The 20,953-nt window shown below is 67.3% G+C and carries 19 protein-coding genes; 13 read left to right on the top strand and 6 right to left on the bottom strand.

Annotation, left to right across the window (positions count from 1 at the left end; genetic code table 11):
• The first annotated feature begins 122 nt into the window (after positions 1-122).
• From WS49_RS32015 to argE, 7 genes are all read left to right on the top strand, one after another.
• Entirely contained in the window at positions 123-1,661 is a 1,539-nt protein-coding gene (locus WS49_RS32015; RefSeq protein WP_257127631.1) for a tetratricopeptide repeat protein, read from the top strand.
• Positions 1,662-1,672: 11 nt separating this feature from the next.
• Positions 1,673-1,969, top strand: coding sequence for a hypothetical protein (locus WS49_RS32010; protein WP_059537165.1), 297 nt, complete (start codon positions 1,673-1,675; stop codon positions 1,967-1,969).
• Complete coding sequence (locus WS49_RS32005) at positions 1,966-2,469, top strand: pentapeptide repeat-containing protein (protein WP_059537162.1); 504 nt, start codon at positions 1,966-1,968, stop codon at positions 2,467-2,469. Before WS49_RS32010 ends, WS49_RS32005 begins: the two co-directional genes overlap by 4 nt.
• Positions 2,470-2,668: 199 nt before the next feature.
• Positions 2,669-4,015, top strand: a complete 1,347-nt coding sequence (locus tag WS49_RS32000; protein ID WP_059537159.1) for a flavin-containing monooxygenase — start codon at positions 2,669-2,671, stop codon at positions 4,013-4,015.
• Positions 4,016-4,139: 124 nt separating this feature from the next.
• Positions 4,140-4,577, top strand: a complete 438-nt coding sequence (locus tag WS49_RS31995) for a RidA family protein (RefSeq protein ID WP_059537155.1) — start codon at positions 4,140-4,142, stop codon at positions 4,575-4,577.
• An 8-nt stretch (positions 4,578-4,585) separates the two neighbouring features.
• On the top strand, positions 4,586-5,263 hold the full coding sequence (locus tag WS49_RS31990) for a DUF1028 domain-containing protein (protein ID WP_059537152.1): 678 nt from the start codon (positions 4,586-4,588) through the stop codon (positions 5,261-5,263).
• A complete protein-coding gene (gene argE / locus WS49_RS31985; protein ID WP_059537148.1) occupies positions 5,256-6,419 on the top strand; it encodes an acetylornithine deacetylase in 1,164 nt (387 codons plus the stop codon). The genes WS49_RS31990 and argE overlap by 8 nt, the downstream gene beginning before the upstream one ends.
• A 68-nt stretch (positions 6,420-6,487) precedes the next feature.
• On the opposite strand, the gene WS49_RS31980 is transcribed toward argE, so the two are convergent.
• The gene (locus WS49_RS31980) at positions 6,488-7,411 is read right to left on the bottom strand and encodes a LysR family transcriptional regulator (protein ID WP_059537143.1); all 924 of its coding nucleotides are present in this window, start codon (positions 7,409-7,411) and stop codon (positions 6,488-6,490) included.
• 325 nt (positions 7,412-7,736) lie between these two features.
• On the opposite strand from WS49_RS31980, the gene WS49_RS31975 reads away from it, so the two are divergent.
• Entirely contained in the window at positions 7,737-9,158 is a 1,422-nt protein-coding gene (locus WS49_RS31975) for a purine-cytosine permease family protein (RefSeq protein ID WP_059537140.1), read from the top strand.
• A gap of 145 nt (positions 9,159-9,303) precedes the next feature.
• On the opposite strand, the gene WS49_RS31970 is transcribed toward WS49_RS31975, so the two are convergent.
• The 4 genes from WS49_RS31970 to WS49_RS31955 form a co-directional block, all read right to left on the bottom strand.
• Positions 9,304-11,583 carry an FdhF/YdeP family oxidoreductase gene (locus tag WS49_RS31970; RefSeq protein WP_059537138.1) on the bottom strand — a complete coding sequence of 760 codons (2,280 nt, stop codon included), beginning with the start codon at positions 11,581-11,583 and terminating at the stop codon, positions 9,304-9,306.
• 491 nt (positions 11,584-12,074) lie between these two features.
• Entirely contained in the window at positions 12,075-12,344 is a 270-nt protein-coding gene (locus WS49_RS31965) for a hypothetical protein (RefSeq protein WP_059537134.1), read from the bottom strand.
• Between the two features lie 100 nt (positions 12,345-12,444).
• Complete coding sequence (locus WS49_RS31960; protein WP_059537130.1) at positions 12,445-13,260, bottom strand: family 1 encapsulin nanocompartment shell protein; 816 nt, start codon at positions 13,258-13,260, stop codon at positions 12,445-12,447.
• Positions 13,253-14,329: a Dyp-type peroxidase gene (locus WS49_RS31955; protein ID WP_059537126.1), complete on the bottom strand. Its 1,077-nt coding sequence runs from the start codon at positions 14,327-14,329 to the stop codon at positions 13,253-13,255. Before WS49_RS31955 ends, WS49_RS31960 begins: the two co-directional genes overlap by 8 nt.
• Positions 14,330-14,741: 412 nt before the next feature.
• Here WS49_RS31955 and WS49_RS31950 point away from each other — a divergent pair, with 412 nt between their 5' ends.
• From WS49_RS31950 to WS49_RS31930, 5 genes are all read left to right on the top strand, one after another.
• On the top strand, positions 14,742-15,035 hold the full coding sequence (locus WS49_RS31950; RefSeq protein ID WP_059537123.1) for a hypothetical protein: 294 nt from the start codon (positions 14,742-14,744) through the stop codon (positions 15,033-15,035).
• The gene (locus WS49_RS31945) at positions 15,032-15,484 is read left to right on the top strand and encodes a phosphate-starvation-inducible protein PsiE (RefSeq protein ID WP_059537117.1); all 453 of its coding nucleotides are present in this window, start codon (positions 15,032-15,034) and stop codon (positions 15,482-15,484) included. Before WS49_RS31950 ends, WS49_RS31945 begins: the two co-directional genes overlap by 4 nt.
• Positions 15,485-15,856: 372 nt before the next feature.
• Entirely contained in the window at positions 15,857-17,392 is a 1,536-nt protein-coding gene (locus WS49_RS31940; protein WP_059537113.1) for an FAD-dependent oxidoreductase, read from the top strand.
• A gap of 259 nt (positions 17,393-17,651) precedes the next feature.
• The gene (locus tag WS49_RS31935) at positions 17,652-18,857 is read left to right on the top strand and encodes a zinc-dependent alcohol dehydrogenase (RefSeq protein ID WP_059537109.1); all 1,206 of its coding nucleotides are present in this window, start codon (positions 17,652-17,654) and stop codon (positions 18,855-18,857) included.
• A gap of 29 nt (positions 18,858-18,886) precedes the next feature.
• Positions 18,887-19,219, top strand: coding sequence for a four-helix bundle copper-binding protein (locus WS49_RS31930; protein ID WP_059537105.1), 333 nt, complete (start codon positions 18,887-18,889; stop codon positions 19,217-19,219).
• Between the two features lie 4 nt (positions 19,220-19,223).
• Here WS49_RS31930 and WS49_RS31925 read toward each other — a convergent pair whose 3' ends face one another.
• Positions 19,224-20,813 carry a PAS domain-containing hybrid sensor histidine kinase/response regulator gene (locus WS49_RS31925; RefSeq protein ID WP_059537446.1) on the bottom strand — a complete coding sequence of 530 codons (1,590 nt, stop codon included), beginning with the start codon at positions 20,811-20,813 and terminating at the stop codon, positions 19,224-19,226.
• Between the last annotated feature and the right edge of the window lie 140 nt (positions 20,814-20,953).

The following is a 20,953-nucleotide window of genomic DNA, read 5'->3' as shown; positions in this document are numbered from 1 at the left end:
AGATCATGCGAGTTCCGATGACTTCGACAATATCCAAATGTATGCGCCTGGCAGGCGTGTTTTCTCTCTTTCTGTTCTTTGCTTGTACAGCTTGCTCAATGAACGACTCCCTTCCGCGAAACATGTCCCTCGACGCTTTCAATCCGCATCGCGAGACGTTTGTTTGCGTGCATGAAGCATCGGTGGTTCCGGCAGTTGATCCAGAGGCGGATCGCTGGAATCAGCAGGCGCTGTCCATGACAAGCGCGTCGTTGTGGCCAAATCAGCGTGACTACGCCGGCGCTGTCGCGTTGTGGAGCAAGGCCGCCGAACGCAAGCACTGGAAGGCAATGGTGAATCTCGCGAATGCTTACGCCCAGGGGTTGGGCGTGGATCGCAATACCGAGCGCGCCGTGCAAATCACGGAGCAAGCCATGAAGTTGGGCATCCCGGCTGCGTACGATCTGATGGGTACGTATTACATGAACGGGACCGGGGTAAAGCAGGACGCCAGTCGTGCATTCGCATTCTGGCAACTTGCGGCGGACAAGGGAAGTCCGAGCTCCATGGCCTATTTGGGCAGCAAGCTCGATGCGGCCTATGATGATCCGAAAGCCGGTTTTTGGGGCAACCGCAAGGTTGCACTCAAAATGCTCGAGTGCGGATTTGCCCAAGGTAACGGCGATGCCGCATATGCACTCGGAACGACACTTGTTGGTTCCGACAAGTCGCTTGGCGAAGACAACGAGCGGGCTCTCAAAATCCTGCATGAAGGCGTGAAGTACGGGAGCGCCAAGAGTGCAGGTTATTTGTTCGGTGCGTTCGATGACGGCGATCCTGTAGCAGGCAATGTGAAGGATCGGGCGCGTGCCGAGCGTTACAGCGTGCTCGCCGACCGCCTCGAACGCGATCCGGACCTTCGCCTCCCCAATCTGGACAAGGTGGTGCCATTGCCGCCGTCCAAATTGCCCAAGTGGGACGGCAACAAGGAGACGCTGATCAATGCGGCAAAGGCCGTGATGTCGGCATCGACGACGCCGTCCAAATCCGCCGCTCATCCGGTCTCGCTACGTACTGGTCGCGCACATGTGCCCGATGGTTATACGTTGCCGGAGAAGCCGCCTGTCACCGTTTCTCCGCAGGCGGAAACCACCGCGGCGCCGGTGGGCGGCTATTGGCTCGCGCAACTCAAGTATCCGACTGCCGAACGTCATTTCGCCTGGAATCCGGCGCAGGTGCCGATGCATTACAGCAAGGACGAGCTATTCGATCGCAGTCGCCCCGGCCTTGTTCCGGAAGATGGGCGCATCTTCTTCCATTACGTCGGCGACGCGATTCCGGTGGCAGTACAACAACCTGCATCGGAACCTCGCGTGACACAGGGTATCGCGCGCGCCGCTGAATTTCCCGATCCGGCGATCCGGTGTCGGGGCACACGCACGTGCCCGGCGACGGGCGTCTGGCAGGCCAGTGTGCCCGAGGACCATCCTCGGGCACCGACGTTCAACCAGTGGTATCGCCAGGCCTATGTCGCGCAGGGCGATACGTTCCCCGACCCGCGGGACGTGCATCTGGATGTATCGCCGGCGGACGTGACCTGGACGTGGTGGAACGAAGCCAATCGCCTCGGATTCGCGAAACTGCCGGAAGTCAGTGTAGGCAACGCGTCCGGTGACGCCTGACGGAGCCAAGTATGCGCAAGTCGACAATAGCCGCGATCGTCGTGGTCGGCGGCCTGATACTGGTTGCCTGGGGTGTCATCGCATCCGTGGGCGCGGTGTCCCAGATCAGTGGAGGCAGCTACGGTTCGCATGATGTCAGCGATTTTGCGATCGAGAATTTCCTGTTCCTGGGCCTGATGATTGCACTGGGCGGCCTGGTCGCCTGGCTCGCCAGCCGCGACTCGGCGGCGCCCGACGACGACGAACAGATGGCCGGCAATGGCGAAGGTGAATCGTCTGCTTCCACGCATCGAGACTCACACTCATGAGCAGTTCTGAAATCATCTATAAGCACGACCTGTGGCGCAAGGGTGCGGGTGGTATGCCGGCAGGGCTGTCTGGTCAGACCGACAGTTCAGCCTATGCTGGGCTGGATCTGGGACTTTCGCAATTCGCCGGCAGCAGCTTCAGCGGCAGCAGTTTCAGCGGCACGTCATTCCGGCAGGCCGGCTGGACAGGCTGCCGGTTCTCCGCCTGTACGTTTGCCCGTTGCGACTTTTCGGGGATCGCAATTTCCGGATGCACGTTCGTCGATTGCACCTTCGACGAAGCCGCCTTTCAGGGCAGCACGTTCAATAGCGTGAAATTTCTCGGGTGCAAGTGGAACGGCGTTCGGTTCGACGGCAACACGTGGCATTCGGTGCAAGTGCTGGACTGCACGGGAAGCACGGTCGAAGCGCATGGACTCAAGGGGCTGGACGTGGATTTCACAGGCACCCATTTCGAGCATCTGGCATTCGAGGACACGGAAATCAACGGCGGGCATTGACTCGAGCGCGTGACCTTACGGCCTCCCGCCGGAATGCGCGACGCGAACATCGGGCAGGCGTCGCACCCCCCAGCTTTTTTCTCGTCAACAACCACAAAAAACATCATTTCGCCCACGCGGGCCTGTCAGCAGAATGTCTCCATTCCCACTCGCGCAACGACACGAGCGTCGCAGCGAGCCGCACTTCAAGGAGACAGCCGTGGCAGTGGAAACAACCTCAATCGATACGCTGGTCGTCGGAGCCGGGCAGGCCGGCGTGGCCATGAGCGAGCACCTGGGCAAGCTCGGCGTGCCGCATCTCGTGCTGGAGCGCGACCGCATCGCCGAGCGCTGGCGCACCGGGCGCTGGGATTCGCTGGTCGCGAACGGCCCCGCGTGGCACGACCGTTTTCCGGGGCTCGAATTCGACGGCCTCGATCCCGATGCGTTCGCATCGAAGGACCAGGTCGCCGATTACTTCGAAGCCTATGCGCGCAAGTTCAATGCGCCGATCCGCACCGGCGTCGAAGTGAAGAACGTCGTGCGCAACACGGGCAAGCCGGGTTTCATCGTCGACACCTCGGACGGCACGATCGAGGCGAACCGCGTGGTCGTCGCGACGGGCCCGTTCCAGCGCCCGGTCATCCCGCCGATCGCGCCGGACGATGCCGGCCTCATGCAAATCCACTCGGCCGATTATCGCAACCCGGCGCAATTGCCCGACGGCGCGGTGCTGGTGGTCGGCGCGGGTTCGTCGGGCGTGCAGATCGCCGACGAGCTGCAGCGCGCGGGCCGGCAGGTCTATCTGTCGGTCGGCCCGCATGACCGCCCGCCGCGCGCGTATCGCGGCCGTGACTTCTGCTGGTGGCTCGGCGTGCTCGGCGAATGGGACAAGGAAGTCGCGACGCCCGGACGCGAACACGTGACGATTGCGGTGAGCGGCGCGCGCGGAGGCCACACGGTCGATTTCCGCGCCCTCGCGCACCAAGGCGTGACGCTGGTGGGGCTGACGAAGGCGTTCGACGGCGGCGTCGCGGTGTTCGAGCGCGATCTCGCGATCAATCTCGCCCGCGGCGACGAGAACTACCTGGCGCTGCTCGATGCGGCCGACGCGTACGCGGCGCGCAACGGCCTCGACCTGCCCGAAGAGCCTGAAGCCCGCCGCATCCTGCCGAATCCGGATTGCGTCACGCAGCCGATCCTCGCGCTCGACCTGGCCGGCGCCGGCGTCACGTCGATCGTCTGGGCGACGGGCTACGCGGTCGACTACGGCTGGCTGAACGTCGACGCGTTCGCCGCGAACGGCAAGCCGCAGCACCAGCGCGGCGTGTCGAAGGAGCCGGGCATCTATTTCCTCGGTCTGCCGTGGCTGTCGCGGCGCGGCTCCAGCTTCATCTGGGGCGTGTGGCACGACGCGAAACACATCGCCGACCACATCGTCACGCAGCGCAAGTACCTCGACTATCACGACGCGTCGCAACGCCGCGCGCAAACGCGCACCGGGCACGACGACACGTCGCATGCGGGGCAGGCCGATGCGCGCCCGCTGGTCGACGCGATCGACTGATAAGCGCTCGCGCCACGTGCCGCGCCCGGCAAGGCGCCCGGACGCGGCGACCCCGCTACAACCGGAACCCGCCGCGACCGCTCCCGGCGCGGCGGGCGAACACACCGTCAATCGAAGGACCTCGATGAGCCAGCCTACCCACACCCGTATCCGCATGTTCAATACGAAGGATACCTACCCGAACCAGACGCTCGACAACGACCTGTGCCAGGCCGTGCGCGCCGGCAACACCGTCTACGTGCGCGGCCAGGTCGGCACCGATTTCGACGGCAACCTGATCGGCCTCGGCGATCCGCGCGCGCAGGCCGAGCAGGCGATGAAGAACGTGAAGCAGTTGCTCGAGGAAGCCGGCAGCGACATCACGCATATCGTGAAGACGACGACCTACCTGATCGACCCGCGCTATCGCGAGCCCGTGTACCAGGAAGTCGGCAAGTGGCTGAAAGGCGTCTACCCGATTTCGACGGGACTCGTCGTCTCGGCGCTCGGCCAGCCGCAGTGGCTGATGGAGATCGACGTGATCGCGGTGATCCCGGACAACTGGCAACCGATCCGCGCATAGGAGGCGACATGACTTTCTCCATCGTCGGGCGATGCCCGGAAACGGGGCAGCTCGGGATCGCGATCAGTTCGTCGAGCATCGCGGTGGGCGCGCGCTGCCCGTGGGTGCGCGCGGGCGTCGGCGCGGTCGCCACGCAGAACGTCACGCTGCCGGCGCTCGGCCCGCAGATACTCGACCTGATCGAGCACCGGCAGCTCGCGCCGGCGGCCGCGCTCGACCGCGCGCTCAACGCGAACGGCTGGAGCCAGTACCGGCAGGTCACGGTGATCGACGGGCAGGGGCAGACCGCGTGCTTCACCGGGAAGGAGGCGCTCGGCACGCACCATGCGGTTGAGGGCGAGCAATGCGTGGCGGCGGGCAACCTGCTGGCCGCGCCGGGCGTGATCGACGCGATGGCGCGTGCGTTCGAGCAGTCGCCCGGGCTGCTGGCCGACCGCCTGCTGGCCGCGATGCACGCGGCGATCGCGGCGGGCGGTGAGGCCGGGCCGGTGCATTCGGCCGCGCTGAAGGTGGTCGGCGACGTGACCTGGCCGATCGTCGACCTGCGCGTCGACTGGGCCGATGCCGATCCGATCGGGCAACTGGATGCGCTGTGGCAAGCGTATCGCCCGCAGATGCAGGATTACCAGACACGCGCGCTGAACCCGACCGCCGCGCCGAGCTACGGAGTGCCGGGCGATGAGTGACACGTCGAGCCGCGCATTGCTCGAACGGTTGATCGGCTTCGCGACGGTCAGCCGCGATTCGAATCTCGCGATGATCGAATTCATCCGCCATTACCTCGACGGCCTCGGCGTCCCGAGCGAGCTGTTCTACAACGCGGAACGCACGAAGGCGAGCCTGTACGCGACGATCGGGCCACGCGATCGCGGCGGCATCGCGCTGTCGGGCCATACCGACGTGGTGCCGGTCGACGGGCAGGCGTGGACGGTCGAGCCGTTCCGGCTGACCGAGCGCGACGGCCGGCTGTACGGGCGCGGCACGGCCGACATGAAGGGCTTCATCGCGTCGGTGCTCGCGGCCGTGCCGGCGTTCGTCGCGCGGCCGCTGCGCCTGCCGGTGCATCTCGCGTTTTCGTATGACGAGGAAGTCGGCTGTCTCGGTGTGCGGCCGATGCTCGATGCGCTGGCCGCGCGCGAGCACCGGCCGCGCCTGTGCCTGATCGGCGAGCCGACCGAACTGAAGCCGGTGCTCGGTCACAAGGGCAAGCTCGCAATGCGCTGCCACGTGAAGGGCGCCGCGTGTCACTCGGCATACGCGCCGCTCGGCGTCAACGCGATCGATTACGCGGCGAAGCTGATCGGTCGGCTCGGCGAGATCGGCGCGGCGCTCGCGCGGCCCGAGCATCACGACAGCCGCTTCGATCCGCCGTTCTCGACCGTGCAGGCCGGGTTGATCAAGGGCGGCCGCGCGCTGAACATCGTGCCGGCCGAATGCGAATTCGATTTCGAAGTGCGGGCGCTGCCGGCGTTCGACGCACATGACGTGCCGAGAAAGCTGCAGGATTATGCGGAATCCGAACTGTTGCCGAAGATGCGCGCGGTGCAACCCGATACCGATATCCGACTGCAACCGCTCGGTGCGTATCCGGGGCTCGCGACGTCGCCGGACAGCGAGGCCGCGCGGCTGCTCGCGATGCTGAGCGGCTCCGACGCATTCGGCACGGTCGCGTTCGGCACCGAGGGCGGGCTGTTCGGGCAGGCCGGCATTCCGACCGTGGTGTGCGGGCCGGGCAGCATGGATCAGGGGCACAAGCCCGACGAGTTCGTCGCGGTCGAGCAGCTGCACGGATGCGACGCGATGCTGGGCCGTCTCGCGGCGTATCTCGCTTCGGATGACTGATCAGGCCGCGGAGCCGCATGCCGCATCTCGAACGCTGCCGCTTCGCGGCGCGTGCGGTTTCCTTGTTGCTATCGCGCCGATTCCGCGACGATCTGCGCCAGCCGCTCGCGGCAGAACTCAACGAACGACTGCGCCTGCTTCGTCAGCTGACCGCGCTTCAGCCGCGCGCTCACGAGCCCCGACGGGCTCACCGTTTCGCTGAGGGCGATCGTCACGACGCGCCGGCCGTCGTACGTGTATTCGGAGTGCGGCCGCGTGACGAGCAGCGAGAAGCCGAATCCCTGGCCGACCATGCCGCGCACCATTTCGATCGACGGCGAAGCGAACACGATGTTCGGCGTGAGACCGAGCTCGCGAAACAGGCTGACGAAGTATGTGCGGCTCGGCAGCACGTCGAGGAGAATCATCGGCTCGACGCTGAGGTCGTGCAGCGATACGTGCGACTGGCCCGCGAACCGGTGGTTCTCCGGCAGCAGCACGTATGGCTGCTGCGGCGGCATCAGCGGCTCGGTTTCGATCGTGCCGTCGAGATCGTGGTCGTAAAGGAACGCGAGATCGAAGGTGCCGGCCGTCAGGCCCTGCACGAGCTCCTGCTGGTCGCCGTCGCGCAGCCGGATGTTGACGCCCGGATAGCGCTCCCGAAAACCCGCGATCAATTGCGGCAGATAGAGCGGCGCGACGGTCTCGAAGCAGCCGATGTCGATCTGCCCGGTGATCACGTCGTTGTCGGCGAGCGCGTTCTGTTCGAATTCGTGCGCGATGCGCAGCAGTTCCTGCGCCTTCCGGTAGAAACGCGTGCCGGATGGCGTCAGCGACACGCCCTGCGCGTGATGACGGATGAACAGCTTCACGCCGAAGCTTTCCTCGAGCCCCTTGATCGCGCTGGAGATCGACGGCTGCGCGATGAAGAGCTGGCGCGACGCCTCGGCGACGCTGCCGGATTCCACCGTCGTCACGAAATATTTCAGTTGCCGCAAAGTGTAGTGAGCCACAGGCACCTCTGATACTCGGCCCCGGCGCACATGCGTCGCCGGAGCGCGTAATCGGTCCATCGTTTCGGGTAGCACCTTACCTGAAGAAAATCGGCGCCGACATTTCCGCTGCAGAGCTTTTTCGTATGTCTCGGAAATATTTTTAGTATTTTCCGGGCGCCGCATGCGTGGCGCACCATCGTCTCCAATCCGGATCGCGACAAAAGCGCGCATGCGCGCGGCGAACTGCCGCCAGCGTATCCGGACCCGATTGCAGGCGCGCGCTTCGGCGCGCGCCGGCTGACACGGCACGCGCGCATCGCCGCGCAGGACAGGAGACTTCGCCATGACGACCGCGGACCGCAACGCGTCCCCCATGATAGAGAAACACACGATCGGCTACGTGCCGCCCGCAGAACGCCACGGCAAGGTGCGCGACCTGTTCACGCTCTGGTTCGGCGGCAACATCGCGCCGCTGCCGATCGTGACCGGCGCGCTCGGCGTGCAGCTCTTTCACCTGAACCTGATGTGGGCGATCGTCGCGATCGTCGTCGGCCAGGCGGTCGGCGGCGTGCTGATGGCGCTGCATTCGGCGCAGGGGCCGCAGATGGGCATCCCGCAGATGATCCAGAGCCGCGCGCAGTTCGGCTCGTGGGGCGCGCTGCTGGTCACGGTGATCGCGGCGGTGATGTACGTCGGCTTCTTCGCATCGAACATCGTGCTGGCCGGCAAGTCGGTGCACGGCATCGCGTCGACGGTGCCGGTGCCCGTCGGCATCGTGATCGGCGCGGTGGGATCCGGGCTGATCGGGATCGTCGGCTACCGGTTCATCCATATCCTGAACCGGATCGGCACGTGGGTGCTCGGCATCGGCATCGTGGTCGGCTTCTGGATGATCCTGTCGCACGTGAGCACCGCCGATTTCCTCACGCGCGGCGGCTTCGACTTCGCCGGGTGGCTGGCGACGGTGTCGCTGTCCGCGTTGTGGCAGATCGCGTTCGCGCCGTACGTGTCTGACTATTCGCGTTACCTGCCGGAGGACGTCGGCGTCGCGTCGACGTTCTGGGCGACCTATCTCGGCTGCACGATCGGCTCGACGCTCGCGTTCATCTTCGGCGCGGTCGCGGTGCTCGCGGTGCCGGCCGGCGCGGACACGATGGATGCGGTCAAGCAGGCGACCGGCCCGCTCGGCCCGCTGATGCTTGTGCTGTTCCTGCTGAGCGTGATCAGCCACAACGCGCTGAACCTGTATGGCGCGGTGCTCGCCGTCATCACGTCGGTGCAGACCTTCGCGTACAAGTGGATTCCGACCGCGAAGACGCGCGCGGTGGTGTCGGTGGTGATCTTCATCGCATGCTGCTACGCGGCGATCGGCGCGTCGACGAACTTCGTCGGCAATCTCGTCGATCTCGTGCTCGCGCTGCTCGTCGTGCTGGTGCCATGGACGGCGATCAACCTGATCGACTTCTACGTGATCCACAAGGGCAAGTACGACATTCAGTCGATCTTCATGGCGGACGGCGGCGTATACGGCCGCTTCAATCCGCAGGCGTTGCTCGCGTATGCGATCGGGATCGCCGTGCAGATTCCGTTCATGAACACGCCGATGTATGCGGGCCCGATTCCCGCGCATCTCGGCGGCGCAGACCTGTCGTGGCTCGTCGGGCTGGCGCTGACGTCGCCGCTGTACTACTGGCTCGCGACACGCGACAGCGCTTACCGGCGCCGCCAGACGGGCGCGCAGCTGCCGTCGTCGGCGGCGCGGTAAGCGGATCGTCTCTCGACGTGACGAAAGGAAGCGGCCGCCGCATCGGATGCGACGCGGTGGCCGGGAGACGGGGAAGAGGGGCGGCGAGCCGGTTCAGGCGCGCGGCATGTCGTACCGGACGTCGCAACCTCGCCCGCGCCGCGAATCACACACCCACGGAACGCGCGACCCGCACCGGCACCGACTTGTACGACGGCGTGCCGCTTTCCTTGTCGATGTAGTCGAGCGGCACGAGCACGTTCGCTTCCGGGTAATACGCGCCGACCGACCCCGGCGCGATGTCGTACTCGATCGCGGTGATCTTCTCGAGACGCAGCGTGCGGCCGGATGCGGTGATCGTCTCGACGTCGACGAGGTCGCCGTGTTCGAGCCCGTACTTCGCGAGATCGGCCGCGTTCATGAACAGCACGTCGCGTCGCCCGAACACGCCGCGATAGCGGTCGTCGAGCCCGTAGATCGTCGTGTTGTACTGATCGTGGCTGCGCAGCGTGATCAGCCGCAGCACCTGCTCGGCGCCGAGCACGTCGGCGTCTTCCTTCACGCCCTTGTAGACCGAGAATGTCGCCTTGCCGGTCGGCGTGGGCCACACGCGCTCGGTGGGCGGCAGCGGCAGGCGGAAGCCGCCCGGCGTGCGGATCCGTTCGTTGAACGCCTCGAAGCCGGGCACCGTGCGATCGATCAGGTCGCGGATGCGGTCGTAGTCGGCGATCAGGTCGAGCCATGCGACCTTGCTGTTCGGCAGCGTCGCATGCGCGATTCCGGCGACGATCGCGGGCTCCGAGCGCAACTGGTCGGACGCCGGCTTGAGCTTGCCGGCCGATGCATGGACCATCGACATCGAATCCTCGACGGTGATCGACTGCCGGCCGCTCGCCTGCATGTCGAGCTCGGTGCGGCCGAGCACGGGCAGGACGTAGGTTTCCTTCGCCACCAGCAGATGCGAGCGGTTCAGCTTCGTGCCGAGATGCACGCTCAGATCGAGCTTCGCCATCGCGGGGAACGACAGCTCGGGATCGGGCAGCGCGACCGCGAAGTTGCCGCCGAGGCACAGCAGCGCCTTGGCCTGGTCGTCGATCATGGCCTGCATCGCCTGCACCGCGTCGTGCCCGTGATGCGCGGGCGGCTTGAAGCCGCACACGTCCTCGATCTTCTGCAGGAATTCGGCCGACGGCTTCTCGGTGATGCCGACGGTGCGGTTGCCCTGCACGTTGGAGTGGCCGCGCAGCGGGCATATGCCTGCACCGGGCTTGCCGAAGTTGCCGCGCATCAGCAGCAGGTCGGCGATCAGGCGCACGGTCGCGGTGCCCTTGTTGTGCTGCGTGACGCCCATCCCGTACGTGACGATCGTCGCGTTCGACTTCGCGTAGGCGAGCGCGACCTGTTCGAGCTGAGCCTGGCTCAGGCCGCTCGCGCGCTCGATGTCGTCCCACGACGCCGCCTGCAGGTCGGCGGAGAACGCGTCGAAGCCGTCGGTGTGCTGCGCGATGAAGTCGCGGTCGAGCACGTCGCCGCGCTCGGTCTCGAGCTGCAGCATTGCCTTCATGATGCCTTTCAGCGCAGCGGCGTCGCCGCCCGCGTCGACCTGATAGTACGTCGAAGCAATGCGCGTCGAGCCGAACGACGCCATCTCGATCATGTCCTGCGGATCCGCGAAGCGTTCGAGCGCGCGCTCGCGCAGCGGATTGAACACGATGATCGGCACGTTGCGGCGCGAGCACTCGTGCAGCGTGCCCATCATTCGCGGGTGGTTCGTGCCGGGATTGTGGCCGATGGAGATGATCAGCTCGCAGTGGTCGAAATCCTCCAGCGACACCGTGCCCTTGCCGATTCCGATCGACTGCGGTAGGCCGACGCTGGTCGGCTCGTGGCACATGTTCGAGCAGTCGGGGAAATTGTTGGTGCCGAGCTCGCGCGCGAAGAGCTGATACAGGTACGCGGCTTCGTTCGACGCGCGGCCCGACGTATAGAACTCGACCTGCTCGGGCGGCAGCGCGCGCAGCACCTCGCCGATGCGCGCGAATGCGTCGTCCCATTCGACCGCGCGGAACGTGTCGGTCGCGCGATCGTAGACGAGCGGATGCGTGAGCCGGCCCTCGTTCTCCAGCTCGTAGTCTGACAGTCGCAGCAGCGACGACACCGTGTTCGCCGCGAAGAACTCGGGCGTCACGCGCTTGGTCGTCGCTTCCCACGTGACGGCCTTCGCGCCGTTCTCGCAGAACTGGAACGTCGACTTGTGTTCCTTGTCGGGCCATGCGCAGCCGGGGCAGTCGAAGCCGTCGGGCTGGTTGGTCCGCATCAGCACGATCGGCGCCTCGATGGTTTCCATCTGCGTGCGCACGGCCTCGGCCGTCGCGCGAAGCGCGCCCCAACCGCCGGCGGGCCCATCGTACTTTCTGATGCTCGGCACTTCGCGTCGATTTGTCATGTGAATCTCCATGAGCCGGACCCGCTGCGGGGTGGCTCGGGTTGCGCCGCGTCGCGGCATGGGGCGGTTCCGGCCCGCGGACGGAGCCGGTCATGCGGGCCCGTGCATCCGGACCCGTCGGGTTTCAGTGCGCGTCCATCCTCGCACCGGACGACGTCTTGCCGAATGCCTTCGCGACCGGTCGCGCGCATGCCGAGGCCGTGCCCTCGTGCAGCACGCACCGGCCGGCGACCGGTCGCGTTCGACGCCAGCAACGCCGGCGCTTCGCGGAGCCCGCGGCATTGCTTCGACTGCGTTCAAAATAGCGAATCGGACCGGGGCCTCCAAGACACAGTTCCGCATCGGCGCGGCCGCGAATTGCACCCTCACATGCATGTGCTCGGGAGATGCAAGGAGTACAGACGAGCGCGCACGCGGGTGCGGCGTGCGGGATACGAAAAGGTGGCGGCGCGCGATGCGCGCGCGTGGGTGCGCATCGCGGCGAAGCGGCGTCAGTCGGAGAGCGTCATCGCAAGTCGCTGTCGTGCGATCTGCTTCACGGCGGATGACAGGGCTGCATCCTGCAGATCGTTGGCCCAGACGGAGAATGAATCCTCGATCAGGTTGCGGGTGTCGGGCGGCAGCTCGGCCAGCATCAGCGCCACCACGGTGAAGAGCACGGCGGTGTCGCCGGCGTGGCGGCTCGCGTTCGCGTCGACGGCCTGCTTCAGGCTGTCGACCGACGCTTGCAGCGCCTGTAATGCGTCATTCGATTCGCTCATTTCACGCCTCCATTCAGGATGGTGCGGCGACGACGAACGTGCGGCCGGCAACGCGGCCGGTGCACGCGATGTCCGGCAGGCATCGCGCGCGGGCGGGACGTCAGGTCGCCGCGGTGGCCTGCGGCGCCACGGCCACCGATGCCTCGCTCGTCAGCATCAGGAACGTGAACGTTTCGCGCAGGTACAGGCGAACGACCTTGTCGGTGTGACTCGTGTAGCCGATCGACACGTCTTCGCCGAGGTGCAGTTCATAGTCGCCGCCGCGGGTGGACAGCACGCAGCCGCCGCTGATCGCCGGCGCCCAGATGATCTCGCCGCTGACGATGCGCTTGATGTGGCCGAGGACCGGGTAGCCCTGGTCGCGCGCTTCGCTCAGCGCCGTGTAGGCGTCCGAACCGAGCACGACCGAGTACGGGCCGTCGACGCCGGCGAGCCGCAGTGCTTCCAGCGCATCGCTGATCGCGTCCGGGTACGCGCCGACGTCGGCCGGCAGCGTGAGCTTGCGGTTCGACGTGCCTTCGCGGATGCCGACGATGTCCGCGGCCAGGTAGCCGTCGAAGATCGCGCCGTCTTCCGCGAATGCGAGCCGTTGCGCGGCGTCCTTCGCCGGCTGCCAGTCGGCGTCGCGCGCGCCGCGCTCGACGCTGTCGATCGCATCGCGACTCAATTCGAACGGCACCGTGAGCTCGACGATCGTACGCGCTTCGCGTAACCGTGCGCTCACCTGCTCGCGCGGCGCGGCGACCTCGCGCAGATGCCCGGTGCCGACGGCCGACAGTGCGGGGCCGGCCGGGCCCTCGACGTCGACCACGCGGCGCCCGGCCACCGAGCGCTTGAAGGTGCGTGCCACTTCCTCCTCGATCTGTTCCCAGGCGGCGGAGGAAACGGGCGCGAGTTCGCGGTGCAGGTTATTCATGGGCTTTGGCTCCTTTCAGCGATCCGATGTTCAGCGAGCCGTCACGACGCGACTCGGGCGAGGTGGGGGCCGGCTGCGAGGCGGTGGCGGCGTCGGCGGCCGGTGAGGCGCGATCGGCGAGCGCTTCGAGCAGGTCGGCCGACGGCACGAAGAACAGCGAGCCGGTGACCGCGCGGCTGTAGTCGAGCAGCCGGTCGTAGTTGCCGGGCGGGCGGCCGACGAACATGTTCTCGAGCATCTGTTCGATCGGCGCCGGCGAGCGCGCGTAGCCGATGAAATAGGTGCCGAATTCACCGTAGCCGGGGCGCCCGAACGGCATGTTGTCGCGCAGGATCTTCACTTCCTTGCCGTCTTCGTCGAGCGTGGTCAGCGAGCTGTGCGAGCACGACGGTTTCACGTCCGGCGCGAGCTCGATGTCGGACAGCTTGGTGCGCCCGATGATGCGCTCCTGCGTCTCGACCGCGAGCGCGTTCCAGCCGGCCATGTCGTGCAGGTACTTCTGCACGATCACGTAGCTGCCGCCCGCGAATGCCGAATCCTCACCGCCGATCACCGTGAAGTCGACCGCCTCGCGGCCTTCCGGGTTCTCGGTGCCGTCGACGAAACCGATCATCGCGCGCTGGTCGAAGTTGCGGAAGCCGTGCACCTCGTCGACGACCGTGACCGCGTCGCCGAGCGCGCCGAGCAGTTGGGTGGCGAGTTCGAAGCACAGGTCCATCGCCTCGGCGCGGATGTGCAGCAGGATGTCGCCCGGCGTCGCGACCGCGACACGCTGGCCGGCGCCGAATTCGCGGAACGGATGCAGCGACGCGGGGCGCGGATCGCCGAACAGCGCATCCCATGCGTCGGCGCCGAAGCCGCACACGCAGGACAGATTGCCGCCCGGCACGCGCTTGCCGACCGAGCGCACGAGCGCGGCGATGTCGCCGCACCACGCGCGGATCGTGTCGGCGCGGTCGGCGCCCGGGTTGACGGTTGCGACGAGGAAGATCGCGCTGCGCGTGATCGGACTGTGAACGGCCTGGGAGAGCGGGGGAAGGGTTTGCATCGCGGCCTGCCGGTCAGTCATGTCGGGACGGACGGGCCGCGAATGCCGCGGCGCGCGAAGACGAACGGTTGGACTGTGTCATGCGACTGTTCTCTTTGTGACATGCGGATGAAGGACGTTCGTTGCGCATGCGTCGCGCAACGGGCCACGGCGGCGGCCTGCCGCCCGGGCGCAACGGGTGGCAGGGGTGGCCGCGCATTCGCCCGGCGCGTGACCTTGCCGCACCGCGTGACGGCGTCGAGCATGCAATCTAGCAGCTTCGGCGGGTCTTTGGAACACGTATCGGCGAACTGTCATTCGAATGGATTGATCGGGGTCCGATTTCGCGCAGCGGGCGTGCAGCTGTACTCCTGAAGCGCGCGGCGCTGTGCTCTTGAGCGGACGTGGCGCGTGCAGTAGATTGGATTCGCTCCGCCCGCCGACGAGAACCATCATGATGAACCTTCTGGAAGAGACGCGTATTTTCGGTGCAGTGATCGAGCATGGCGGGGCGTCCAACCTGATGGTGGGCAACGCGCAGGTGAACGCGCGGCTCGATCGCCTCGAACGGTATCCCGGCTGCCGGTTGTTGCCGGACCGAACGGGCGACGAGATGCCGGCGTCGCGTTCCATGAGTGCTATCGCCCGGATAGATGCGTGCGCAACCGTTCATCCTCGCGAAACCATCCGCCGTGTCGATGGAGTATCGATCGCGGCGCCTAAGCCATTGCACGGGTCATCGTTTTGAATACGTCCACCGTTTCCGCCGATACGGCCGCCGAGCGCATCCGCCGCCGTTTCGGACACTTCCTCCATGCGGCCGAGCTGGCCGGGCTGATCGTGATCGGTCTCGCGACCGCGTTCGCGATGACGCAGGAAGCGTGGAAGGTCGTGCTCGCGGGCGAGGTGTCGCTGACCGACCTGCTGTTGATGTTCCTGTATCTCGAAGTGCTCGCGATGGACGTGCGCTACCTGCGGCTCGGCCGGCTGCCGGTGCGCTTTCCGCTGTTCATCGCGATGACGTCGCTTGCGCGCGACCTGATCCTGCGCGGCGCCACCGACAGCCCCGAACGAATGCTGATGACCACGTTCGGGATCGTGCTGCTCGCGGTGGGCGTACTGATCCTCAGTTTCGGTCAGCATCGTTTTCCGGCGGAAGTCGACGATGTCGAGGAAGATGCGCACACGCGTCGGTAGCGCCGCCCGCGTGCGCGTGGCCGGCGCTGTCGGCGAAGAACGAAGGATTCCACATCGATGGCGGGGTCATCGTTGAAATGGCGGCAACCGGGAAGCTCGCCGTGTCCGGCGCGGATTGGCCGTTCAAGAGCGGCCCGCCCGGGATGCTCGCCAGACCGCACACCGCGCACGGCATGCGGATTGCTTCGCCCGCTTGACACCCGCGCACGCGTATCCAGCGTGTTGCGCCGCAACGTCGATGACGTTCCGCGCCGGTTGCGGATCGCGTACGAGCCACGGTTCGCGTTTGCGTGCGCCGCGGGGTCGTCCGCCCCTGCTCTTTTCAGGAAGGACGCCGATAATGGGATCGTTACCTCAGCCGGGAGCCGCGCCATGTCCGGAAGCGACGCATCGTCTTCACGCCCCGATCTTGCGCAGGGCATTTCGCTCGATGACATCGCCGACGGCGCGATGATCGAGGGCCGGGTCGGCGACGACGCGGTGCTGCTGGTGCGCCGCGCCGACGCCCTGTTTGCCGTCGGCGCGCAATGCCCTCACTACGGCGCACCGCTGGCCGACGGGCTGCTGGTCGGCGACACGATTCGCTGCCCGTGGCATCACGCGGCGTTCTGCCTGCGCACCGGCGAACGGCTGCGTGCGCCGGCGCTCGACGGCCTGACGTGCTGGCGCGTCGAACGTCGAGACGGCCGCGCGGTCGTGCTCGGCGCGCAGCCTGCCGCGTCGCCGCCCGTGTCGAATGCGCCCGGATTGCCCGAATCGATGGTGATCGTCGGCGGTGGGGCGGCCGCGATCTCGGCGGCCGTGACGCTACGGCAGGAAGGCTATCCGCACGCGATCACGCTGCTGAGCGCGGACAGCGAGCCGCCGTACGATCGACCGAACCTGTCGAAGGACTATCTGGCCGGCACGGCCGAAGCCGACTGGCTGCCGCTGCGCGGCGCGTCGTTCTATACCGACCAGCGCATCGACGTGCGCTGCGGCACGCGCGTCGCGCGGATCGACTCCGCGCAACACGCGGTCGAGCTCGCGGACGGCAGCCGCGTCGGCTACGGCGCGCTGTTGCTCGCCACCGGCGCCGAGCCGAACCGCCTGACCGTACCGGGCGCCGATCTTCCGCACGTGTGCGTGCTGCGTTCGCGTGCCGATTGCGATGCGCTGATCGGCAAGCTGAAGACCGCGCGGCGCTGCGTCGTGGTCGGTGCGAGCTTCATCGGCCTCGAAGCGACCGCCGCGCTACGCACGCGCGGGCTCGACGTAGACGTGGTCGCGCCCGATGCGCGGCCGATGGCGCGCGTGCTCGGCGACGCGCTCGGCGATACGATCCGCGCGCTGCACGAGTCGCACGGCGTGGCGTTCCATCTCGGCGCGACGCCCGCGCAGATCGCGCCGGATCGCGTCACGCTGTCGAACGGCGACGTGCTGCCGGCGGATGTCGTGCTGGTCGGCATCGGCGTGCATCCGAACGTCGCGCTTGCGCAGGACGCGGGGCTGGCCGTCGATCGCGGCGTGACGGTCGACCGTTTCCTGCAGACGAGCGCGCCGGACATCTACGCGGCCGGCGACATCGCACGCTGGCCCGATCCGCTGACGGGCGAACGCATTCGCGTCGAGCACTGGGTCGTCGCGGAGCGGCAGGGGATCGTCGCGGCGCGCAACATGCTCGGCCGGCAGCAGCCGTTCGACGCCGTGCCGTTCTTCTGGAGCCAGCACTACGACCTGACGGTGCGCTATGTCGGACACGCGGAGCAATGGGATCGCGTCGAGATCGACGGCGACCTGCGCGCGCACGACGGTTCGGTGACGTACTGGCGCGGCAACGCACGGCTCGCGGTCGCGACGATCGGTCGCGATCTCGATTGCCTGCGCGCGGAAGCGGCGCTCGAGCAGCAGGGCGCGACGCACGCGTGAGCGGGCTGGCGACCGTGCGTTGACGGATGCACGCTCCGGTCAACGCGTTGCGTATGCAACGGTCGTTGCAGCGTCGCGACAAGCACTGAGGCCGGTGTACCGCGACTCCGGTTGCGCCGTCGACGCGTTTGCGACGCTGTTCGCGACGACGAACCAAAACGCGAACCGCCCGGTATTCCCCTCGCCGACGGGCGCGCGCCTTGCTCGAACAGCACGACGGTATCCACACCGTTTCCGCTTTCGACAAGGAGGGCCTGACATGAAAGCAGTCGTATTTCACGGCATCGGCGATATTCGCATCGATACGGTACCCGACCCGGAAGTCGCCGACGTGACCGATGCGGTCGTGCGCCTCACGGCCAGCGCGATCTGCGGCACCGACCTGCACATGGTGCGCGGCACGCTCGGCGGGATGAAGCCGGGCACGATCCTCGGCCATGAGGGCGTCGGCATCGTCGAAACGGTCGGGCGCGACGTGCGCAACCTGAAGCGCGGCGATCGCGTGCTGATTCCATCGACGATCGCGTGCGGCAGCTGCGTGTACTGCCGCGCGGGCTACACCGCGCAATGCGACGTCGCGAACCCGGGCGGGCCGCGCGCGGGCACCGCGTTCTACGGCGGACCGGCCGACACGGGGCCGTTCGACGGGCTGCAGGCCGAATACGCGCGCACGCCGCTCGCGAACGCGAGCCTGATCCGGCTGCCCGACGCGATCGACGACGACCGTGCGATCCTGATGTCCGACATTTTCCCGACCGGCTACTTCGGCGCGCAGCTCGCGGAGGTCAAGCCCGGCGACACGGTGGCCGTATTCGGCGCCGGGCCGGTCGGTCAGTTCGCGATCGCGAGCGCGAAGCTGATGGGCGCCGGTCGCGTGATCGCGATCGACCGCATCGCGTCGCGGCTCGAGATGGCATGCGCGCAAGGCGCCGAGACCATCGACTTCTCCGAGGAGGACCCCGTCGACACGGTGCTGCGGCTCACCGGCGGGATCGGTGTCGATCGTGCGATCGACGCGGTCGGCGTCGACGCGATGCGCGCCACGCACGGTCCGGCCACCGCCGATCGCGACGCGGCGCGCGCGTTCGATGCGGAAGTCGACGCCGTCGCACCGCGCCGCAAGCCGGACGGCCGCTACTGGATACCCGGCGACGGGCCGTCGCAGGTGCTGCAATGGGCGGTGCGCGTGGTCGCGAAGGCCGGCACGGTCGCGATCATCGGCGTGTATCCGCCGCAGGCGCGCGTGTTCCCGGTCGGCGAGGCGATGAACCGGAACCTGACGATCAAGATGGGCAACTGCAATCACCGGACCATCACGCCGCGGCTGATCGAGCTCGTGCGCAGCGGGGCGTTCGACCCGGCGTCCGTGCTGACACGCTGCGAGCCGCTGACGAACGCGATCGACGCGTATCGCGCGTTCGACGTGCGCGAGCCTGGCTGGATGAAGGTGAAGCTGACGCCATGACGATGCGAACCGGAAGGAGGAGGGCAGTGATGAACGAGATCGACGATCGCTACGACAACTGCATGGCCGCATGCGACGCGTGCGCGCATGCGTGCGACGCTTGTATCGCGGGATGCCTGGCGGAACCCGAGGCGCACACCCTGACCGCCTGCATCGCGCTCGACATCGAGTGCGCGCAGCTGTGCCGCCTTGCATCGGGCGCGATGGCGCGCGCCAGCGTGCTCGCGCCCCAGGTGTGCGCGCTTTGCGCGCTTGCATGCGATCTGTGTGCGGCCGAATGCCTGCAGCACGCGCACGACCATTGCCGGCGCTGCGCGCTGGCATGCGATACCTGCGCCGCGATGTGCCGCGCGATGGCCTGAACGGTCAGCGCGTGTCGTGAACCTGGCGGGCGACGCGCTGCAGCAGCGCGTCGAGCACCGCCATCTCGACGGGCTTGACGAGGTGATCGTCGAAGCCCGCGCTCGCGGTGCGTGCGAGGTCGGCCGGGCTCGCATGGCCGGACAACGCGACGCAGGTCGTGTCGGCCAGCACGTCGATCGCACGCAGTTCGCGCAGCAGCGTGAAGCCGTCGACGTCGGGCATCGAGAGGTCGACGAGCATCAGGTGCGGAACGACCTCGCTCGCGAGCGCCAGCGCGTCGCTCGCGTTGTACGCGACGTGCGGCGCGTGACCCTTGACCTGCAGCAGTACGGCGAGCGTGTCGGCGGAGTCGCGGTTGTCGTCGACGATGACGATGCGCAGCGGCGCACCGGCCGGCTGCTCGGCTGCGCGCGGTGCGGGCGCGTCGCCGGGCGCCGCGCGCGTCGCGTGCTCGATCGGCAGCCGCACCGTGAACGTTGCGCCATGGCCGGGGCCGCTGCTTTCAGCGGCGATCATCCCGCCGTGCAGCTCGACGAACGACCGGCAGATCGCGAGGCCGAGCCCGAAGCCGTCCGACGGGCGCCGGCCCGACGCGCCTTCCTGTTCGAACAGGTCGAAGATCGATTCGAGCGCGCCCGGCGCGATGCCGACGCCGTGATCGGTTACGCGGATCGCGACGGTCGGCCCTTCGGCGCGCGCGCAGACGTCGATGCGCCCGCCCTGCGGCGAGAATTTCGACGCGTTGTCGAGCAGGTTGTGCAGCACCTGGACGAGCCGCGCCACATCGCCGCGCACCACCAGCGGATCGGCCGGCAGGTCGACGCGAATGTGCTGCTCGCGCACGGCCAGCTTCGGCTGGATGCTTTCCACGCCGCGGCAGACGAGGTCGCGCACGGTCACCGGCGCGTCGTCGAGTTCGACCTTGCCGGCGGTGATGCGCCCGACGTCGAGCAGGTCGTCGACCAGCCGCGTCAACTGTCCGACCTGGCGGTGCACGGCGTCGCGGCATTGCGCGAGCGCGGGCGCCGGATCCGGCAGGCTCTGCAGCACGCCGACCGAATGGCGCAGCGGCGCGAGATGGTTGCGCAATTCGTGCGCGAGCATCGCGATGAACACGCTGAGCCGGTGCGTCGACACTTCGAGCTCGGCGAGCCGCTTGCGCTCGGTCATGTCGCGCGTGATCTTGATGAAGCCGGCCAGCTGGCCCGCGTGGTCGCGCACGGCCGTGATCGTCACGCTGGCCCAGAACAGCGAACCGTCCTTGCGCACGCGCCAGCCTTCGTCCTCGAAGCGACCGTGCGCGACGGCTTCCCGGAGCGCGAATGCGGGCCGCCCGGTGGCGATCGCGTCGGGCGGATAGAAGCGCGAGAAATGGTGGCCGACGATGTCGGCCGTGCGATAGCCCTTGATGCGCTCGGCGCCCGCGTTCCACGTCGCGACGTTGCCATGCGTGTCGAGCATGAACACCGCGTAGTCGGTGATCGCACCGACGACGGTCTCGAAGCGAAACTCGGCGAAGCGGTGCAGCAGATCGCGCGCGTCGTTGGGTCCGAGCGGCGGGGGCGGATCGGAAATGGTGTCGTTTGTCTTCATCGTCACGGCAAGTCGGATGCGGGCGGAAGAACGCCGCCCCGCCGCAGCCGGCCCGGCCGGCGGCGGCCATTCAAATCGGATTGACACGCCCGAAAGCATAAGGGAGGTCAATTCACCTGATCAATGGGGGCGCATGGCCT

The sequence above is a fragment of the Burkholderia sp. RF7-non_BP4 genome, from assembly GCF_001521935.1.
Taxonomy (GTDB): domain Bacteria; phylum Pseudomonadota; class Gammaproteobacteria; order Burkholderiales; family Burkholderiaceae; genus Burkholderia; species Burkholderia diffusa.
This window is presented reverse-complemented; position numbering and strand designations above follow the sequence as displayed.